Annotated in this window: 7 protein-coding genes and 1 pseudogene; 7 read left to right on the plus strand and 1 reads right to left on the minus strand. The window is 43.6% G+C overall.

Annotated elements, in window-relative coordinates; all coding sequences use genetic code 11:
- The 4 genes and pseudogenes from AB5642_RS19570 to ftsZ all read left to right on the plus strand — a co-directional run.
- Positions 1–333 (plus strand): annotated as a pseudogene (locus AB5642_RS19570) (UDP-N-acetylglucosamine 1-carboxyvinyltransferase); the annotation flags it as partial.
- Between the two features lie 6 nt (positions 334–339).
- The gene (locus AB5642_RS19575) at positions 340–1,446 is read left to right on the plus strand and encodes a cell division protein FtsQ/DivIB (protein WP_227200699.1); all 1,107 of its coding nucleotides are present in this window, start codon (positions 340–342) and stop codon (positions 1,444–1,446) included.
- On the plus strand, positions 1,433–1,549 hold the full coding sequence (locus tag AB5642_RS19580) for a DUF6783 domain-containing protein (RefSeq protein ID WP_368356765.1): 117 nt from the start codon (positions 1,433–1,435) through the stop codon (positions 1,547–1,549). Before AB5642_RS19575 ends, AB5642_RS19580 begins: the two co-directional genes overlap by 14 nt.
- Before the next feature lie 126 nt (positions 1,550–1,675).
- The gene (ftsZ, locus tag AB5642_RS19585) at positions 1,676–2,839 is read left to right on the plus strand and encodes a cell division protein FtsZ (RefSeq protein WP_330382736.1); all 1,164 of its coding nucleotides are present in this window, start codon (positions 1,676–1,678) and stop codon (positions 2,837–2,839) included.
- A 114-nt stretch (positions 2,840–2,953) separates the two neighbouring features.
- Here ftsZ and AB5642_RS19590 read toward each other — a convergent pair whose 3' ends face one another.
- Positions 2,954–3,274: a DUF1540 domain-containing protein gene (locus AB5642_RS19590; protein WP_173718142.1), complete on the minus strand. Its 321-nt coding sequence runs from the start codon at positions 3,272–3,274 to the stop codon at positions 2,954–2,956.
- A gap of 474 nt (positions 3,275–3,748) precedes the next feature.
- Between AB5642_RS19590 and infC the strand changes: the two genes are divergently transcribed.
- The 3 genes from infC (at position 3,749) to rplT (ending at position 4,926) form a co-directional block, all read left to right on the plus strand.
- Positions 3,749–4,243: a translation initiation factor IF-3 gene (gene infC, locus AB5642_RS19595; protein WP_118578206.1), complete on the plus strand. Its 495-nt coding sequence runs from the start codon at positions 3,749–3,751 to the stop codon at positions 4,241–4,243.
- A gap of 88 nt (positions 4,244–4,331) precedes the next feature.
- A complete protein-coding gene (rpmI, locus tag AB5642_RS19600) occupies positions 4,332–4,529 on the plus strand; it encodes a 50S ribosomal protein L35 (RefSeq protein ID WP_117850817.1) in 198 nt (65 codons plus the stop codon).
- A 40-nt stretch (positions 4,530–4,569) separates the two neighbouring features.
- Positions 4,570–4,926, plus strand: a complete 357-nt coding sequence (gene rplT, locus AB5642_RS19605; protein WP_117850812.1) for a 50S ribosomal protein L20 — start codon at positions 4,570–4,572, stop codon at positions 4,924–4,926.
- Positions 4,927–5,058: the final 132 nt, after the last annotated feature.

Consider the following 5,058-nt stretch of genomic DNA (forward strand, 5'->3'; position numbering starts at 1 on the left):
CCCGTAATGGCAGTTCTTTCCACCATAGAGGGGGAAAGTTGCATTCGTGAAATGGTTTTTGAAGACCGTTATAAAGCAGCTGACCAGTTGCGGAAAATGGGAGCCAGGATCCGCGTACAGGGAAATGAGGCTGTAATCTGCGGTGTAAAGACTTTACATGGAGCAGCTGTGCAGGCGCAGGAATTAAGAGGCGGTGCGTCCCTGATCCTGGCAGCACTTGGGGCTAAGGGAGTTACCGTACTGGAAGGATATTCTTTTGTACAGCGGGGGTATGAGCATATTTGCCAGGATCTTAATGCGCTGGGAGCAGCAGTAAAAAGGATACAGGAATAACAATATATGAAATCACTGAAAATGAAGCTGATCTATAGAAAACATAAGAAAGCGATTCTGGGTACCCTGGGGGCAGTTCTGCTGGCAGGACTTGTCTTTTTCTTTTCCTATTTTCATGTGACAAAGGTGGAGGTAATGGGAACCTCCCGTTACACGGATGAACAGGTGAAGGAGATGGCTTTGCAGGGGGCTTTTACGGATAATTCCGTTCTTGCAGTTTTGCTCCATTCCAGGGTGGACGTAGAGGGTGTGCCTTTTGTGGAAGGCTTTTATATTACCAGGCTTTCTCATAACAGTATCTGCATCAGTGTCCGGGAAAAGAAGGCGGTAGGCTGCATTCCTTATCTGGATAGCTATATTTATTTTGACAGAAACGGTATTTTTATTGAAAGTTCCCATACAAGGGATGAACTGGTGCCTTTTTTTGACGGCATTGAAGTAAGCCATGTGATCGAAGGGGAGAAGCTTCCAATTAAGGGAAGCTCGGTGCTTACCACTGCGGTGGCGCTGTCAACTATTTTCCAGAAGAACGATGCCATACCGGATCATATTGAATTTGACACTAGTTATCAGATTACCTTGACTTATGGAGATATCCGGGTGATGCTGGGAAAGGACGAGTATCTTGAGGACAAGATGACACGTGTCAGCGCAATTTTGCCCAAGCTTTCCGGCAAAAAGGGAATCCTTCATCTGGAAAATGTAAATGACAATTCCAAGACGATTACCTTCGAGCAGGATCTGGGCGAGGATGGCGTGATTGAGGATGTGGATACTGCGGTTGCTTACGAGAATGCAGTGGCTAACTGGCATGGAGGATATGACCTGGAGGGTGACTATACCGGTGAAGGGGAATATGACCAGAACGGAAACTATGTAGGCTCCAGACCTACTGAGGAGAGTATTGCTGCAAATGGCAGCTGGCTTGGCGGATATATGGAAGATGGAAGCTATACCGGTTATGGGCAGCTGGATAAAGATGGAAATTATGTAGGTCCCAATCCCAATGAAACCAGTGAAGATGGAAGCGAAGAGGAGCTTGAAGATTACAGTGAGGACTACAGCGAAGACTATAATAACAGCGGTTATGACGGGTACGATGAGGAATATTAGAGAGTGTCTGAAAATCTCCTGTAAATGTGATGCACATTTTGCAGAAAGCCTTTTTCAAACACACTCTGAGGAAAATATCGCGTATTTCGCGAAAAAAGTATAAAAAAACAAAATTAGTGGTTGATAAATTCACAAAAAAAATATATGATATAGCTATATGCAGCTTGGTATATATATTTGCTGAAATTAAAGATAAAGGATATAAGGTAGAAATAAAGGAGGAAGTACATTGTTAGAGATAATGTCAAATGAGGCGGAATCCTCTGCTAAGATTATTGTAATCGGAGTAGGCGGCGCCGGAAATAACGCAGTTAACAGAATGGTTGAAGAAGCCATCGGCGGGGTAGAGTTTGTAGGAGTGAATACAGATAAGCAGGCTCTGACTCTGTGTAAAGCTCCAACTGTACTTCAGATCGGTGAGAAAATTACCAAAGGTCTTGGTGCAGGAGCACAGCCTGAGGTTGGACAGAAAGCAGCAGAAGAGAGCATTGAGGAAGTAAAACAGATCATCGAAGGTGCTGACATGGTATTTGTTACCTGCGGTATGGGCGGTGGAACTGGTACAGGTGCTGCACCGGTTATCGCAGCAGCAGCTAAGGAAATGGGGATCCTCACTGTAGGTGTTGTGACCAAACCTTTCCGTTTTGAAGCTAAGACACGTATGAACAACGCACTTGCAGGTATTGAGAACCTGAAGAAGGCTGTTGATACATTAATTGTAATTCCGAATGACAAATTACTGGAGATTGTAGATCGCCGCACAACTATGCCGGAAGCACTTCGTAAAGCAGACGAGGTTCTGCAGCAGGCAGTTCAGGGCATCACAGATCTGATTAATCTGCCGGCTCTTATCAACCTTGACTTTGCTGATGTTCAGACTGTTATGACAGATAAAGGTATTGCACACATTGGTATCGGTGAGGCAAGAGGCGATGACAAGGCTATGGAGGCTGTACAGCAGGCTGTATCCTCTCCGCTTCTTGAGACTACCATCAAGGGTGCTACACACGTTATCATCAACATTTCCGGTGATATTTCCCTTATGGACGCAAATGATGCTGCAAGCTATGTACAGGAGCTTACAGGTGAAGATGCAAATATCATCTTTGGTGCTATGTATGATGATTCTGTTGCTGATTATGCGAGAATCACTGTTATTGCTACAGGCCTTTCTGATAATGCACAGGCATCCAATCCATTTGGAAATAAGGCAAGCAACTCTGTATTTGCCAATAAGAGACCTGCTTCCACTACAGCGTCTGCTGGTGTGAATCTGAACATGCCGTCTTTCAGCATGCCGACTATGAATGCTACACCATTCACAGCGAAGACACCATCCAGCACTGTTCAGAAGAAAGATATCCAGATCCCGGATTTCTTAAGAAACAGATAATGAATGGAAATTAAAAGGCCCTCGCACATTTGTGCGGGGGCTGTTTTTGAATTTGCGGCTATTTTCTGGAACCTGTTTGAAAAATTTTTGCAGAAAGCCTCTTTCAAACACGCTCTAGCACTGGCATTCAAAGGTATCGCATTTTGTTTCAGAACATACTTTTGCACCGCTTCCGGCTACATCAATAGCAGCTGCGGTACATTTACAGTTTTCGTTATAGGTACAGTTGTGGGCTTTGCAGTCAATCTGGATGGTCTCACATCCACAGCTGTTTTTGGCACTGTTCATGGCACCCTGGCTCTTTTCCCGGAAGCTTCCGCAGGATGTTTCTTCAGAACTTTTTGCACTGTCACCCATGACGTTGATTTCCCCTCTGGAACAAAGCATATCTTCATTGTAAGCACAGGTTGTTGCGGAACATTTTAAAATTGTCATGTTTTTTACCTCCTGATTTTGTATGCTTGATTTTGCAAACATTTGCAGTTGTTCAGCAGACCGTATTTCATGAGGGCACTAAACCGCTGCAGCAGTCTTAGTTTTTCCTGTGCCTGCAAAAAATATGCACAAATTTATAAGAAAAAAATTATTAGAAAAAATAAAAAAACATCTTGACTTTCACAATAAGGCATGATATTATACGACAGTACGTGATGAAAAGAAAGCAGAGTTCACTCTCACCTCAGCGCATACTTAGATGCGGCTCGGGTTCATATTGCACAGCAGCGCGTGACTTAGTTCGCGAGTGTAATAGGAGAAGTGTGGATTCTGTCCGCACTTTTTTTATATTTGCGGCGTCAGGTATCAGGCAGGAATTTCTTCCTGCGAAGGGGAATGAGAGTCCAGAAGTTAAAAACTGGATCAGAACAGATCATCTATCAGGTATGGAGGTGCACGACAATTAGCAATTTAATGATTAACGAACAAATCAGAGACAAAGAGGTACGCTTAATCGGACCGGACGGAGAGCAGCTCGGAATTATGTCCGCAAGAGAAGCAATGGCCAAAGCTCAGGAGGCAGAGCTTGATTTAGTAAAGATTGCCCCACAGGCAAAGCCGCCGGTATGTAAGATCATTGATTATGGTAAATATCGCTACGAACTTGCCAGAAAAGAGAAAGAAGCCAAGAAAAAGCAGAAGACCATCGATGTCAAAGAAGTGCGTCTTTCACCAAATATTGATACCAATGACCTGAATACAAAGGCTGGGGCAGCGCGCAAATTCCTTACCAAGGGCGACAGAGTGAAGGTTACTCTTCGTTTCCGCGGAAGAGAGATGGCACACATGTCAAGCAGCAAGCACGTTCTGGATGATTTTGCCGATATGCTGAAGGACATTGCTGTAGTTGAGAAGGCACCTAAGGTAGAAGGCAGAAGCATGACAATGTTTTTAGCACAGAAACACTAGGATGTTGCATTCATTTGGAGAGACACCCTGAGGGTGTCAGGCTGGATGAGGGACATTAAATAGATACGATATTAAGGAGGAAATTACAATGCCAAAAATTAAAACTTGTAGAGCAGCAGCAAAGCGCTTCAAAAAAACAGGAACAGGAAAATTAGTAAGAAATAAAGCTTACAAGAGCCATATCTTAACAAAGAAATCTCAGAAGAGAAAGAGAAATCTCAGAAAAGCTACTGTTGTTGATTCTACTAATGTTAAGAGCATGAAGAAAGCATTACCGTATTTATAAGATATAGCATAGAAGAAGACGAACAGGAGGAAAATAAGAAATGGCAAGAATTAAAGGCGGATTAAACGCAAAGAAGAAACATAATCGTGTATTAAAACTGGCAAAGGGCTACAGAGGAGCTCGTTCCAAACAGTATAGAGTAGCAAAACAGTCTGTTATGCGTGCACTTACCAGCTCCTACGCTGGAAGAAAGCAGAAGAAACGTCAGTTCAGACAGCTCTGGATCGCACGTATCAACGCTGCTGCAAGAATGAACGGATTATCCTACAGCAAAATGATGCACGGCCTTAAAGTTGCAAACATCGACATCAACAGAAAGATGCTTGCTGAGATGGCTGTAAATGATGCTCAGGGATTCGCAGCACTTGCTGAGATCGCTAAGAAAGCAATTGCTTAATTGAAATAAATAGGATATTTGAATGGGAGATGGGTGACCATCTCCTTTTTTTTATCGTGTGTCCAGCAAAGCTGGACTACACTTGCCGGTGTAAGTCCGGTCACGGTAATCGCCAGTGAGCCGTGTAGTTAA

The organism is Ruminococcus sp. 1001136sp1_2201st1_G3_2201SCRN_220225 (genome assembly GCF_040924365.1).
In the GTDB taxonomy this organism is placed as follows: Bacteria; Bacillota; Clostridia; order Lachnospirales; family Lachnospiraceae; genus Blautia_A; species Blautia_A faecis.

Excerpts from the sequence above, each read along its gene's own strand:
- AB5642_RS19580 (WP_368356765.1), top strand. The coding sequence starts at position 1,433 with ATGAGGAATATTAGAGAGTGTCTGAAAATCTCCTGTAAATGTGATGCA.
- infC (WP_118578206.1), top strand. The coding sequence starts at position 3,749 with ATGATTAACGAACAAATCAGAGACAAAGAGGTACGCTTAATCGGACCG.
- rplT (WP_117850812.1), top strand. The coding sequence starts at position 4,570 with ATGGCAAGAATTAAAGGCGGATTAAACGCAAAGAAGAAACATAATCGT.
- rpmI (WP_117850817.1), top strand. The coding sequence starts at position 4,332 with ATGCCAAAAATTAAAACTTGTAGAGCAGCAGCAAAGCGCTTCAAAAAA.
- AB5642_RS19575 (WP_227200699.1), top strand. The coding sequence starts at position 340 with ATGAAATCACTGAAAATGAAGCTGATCTATAGAAAACATAAGAAAGCG.
- AB5642_RS19590 (WP_173718142.1), bottom strand. The coding sequence starts at position 3,274 with ATGACAATTTTAAAATGTTCCGCAACAACCTGTGCTTACAATGAAGAT.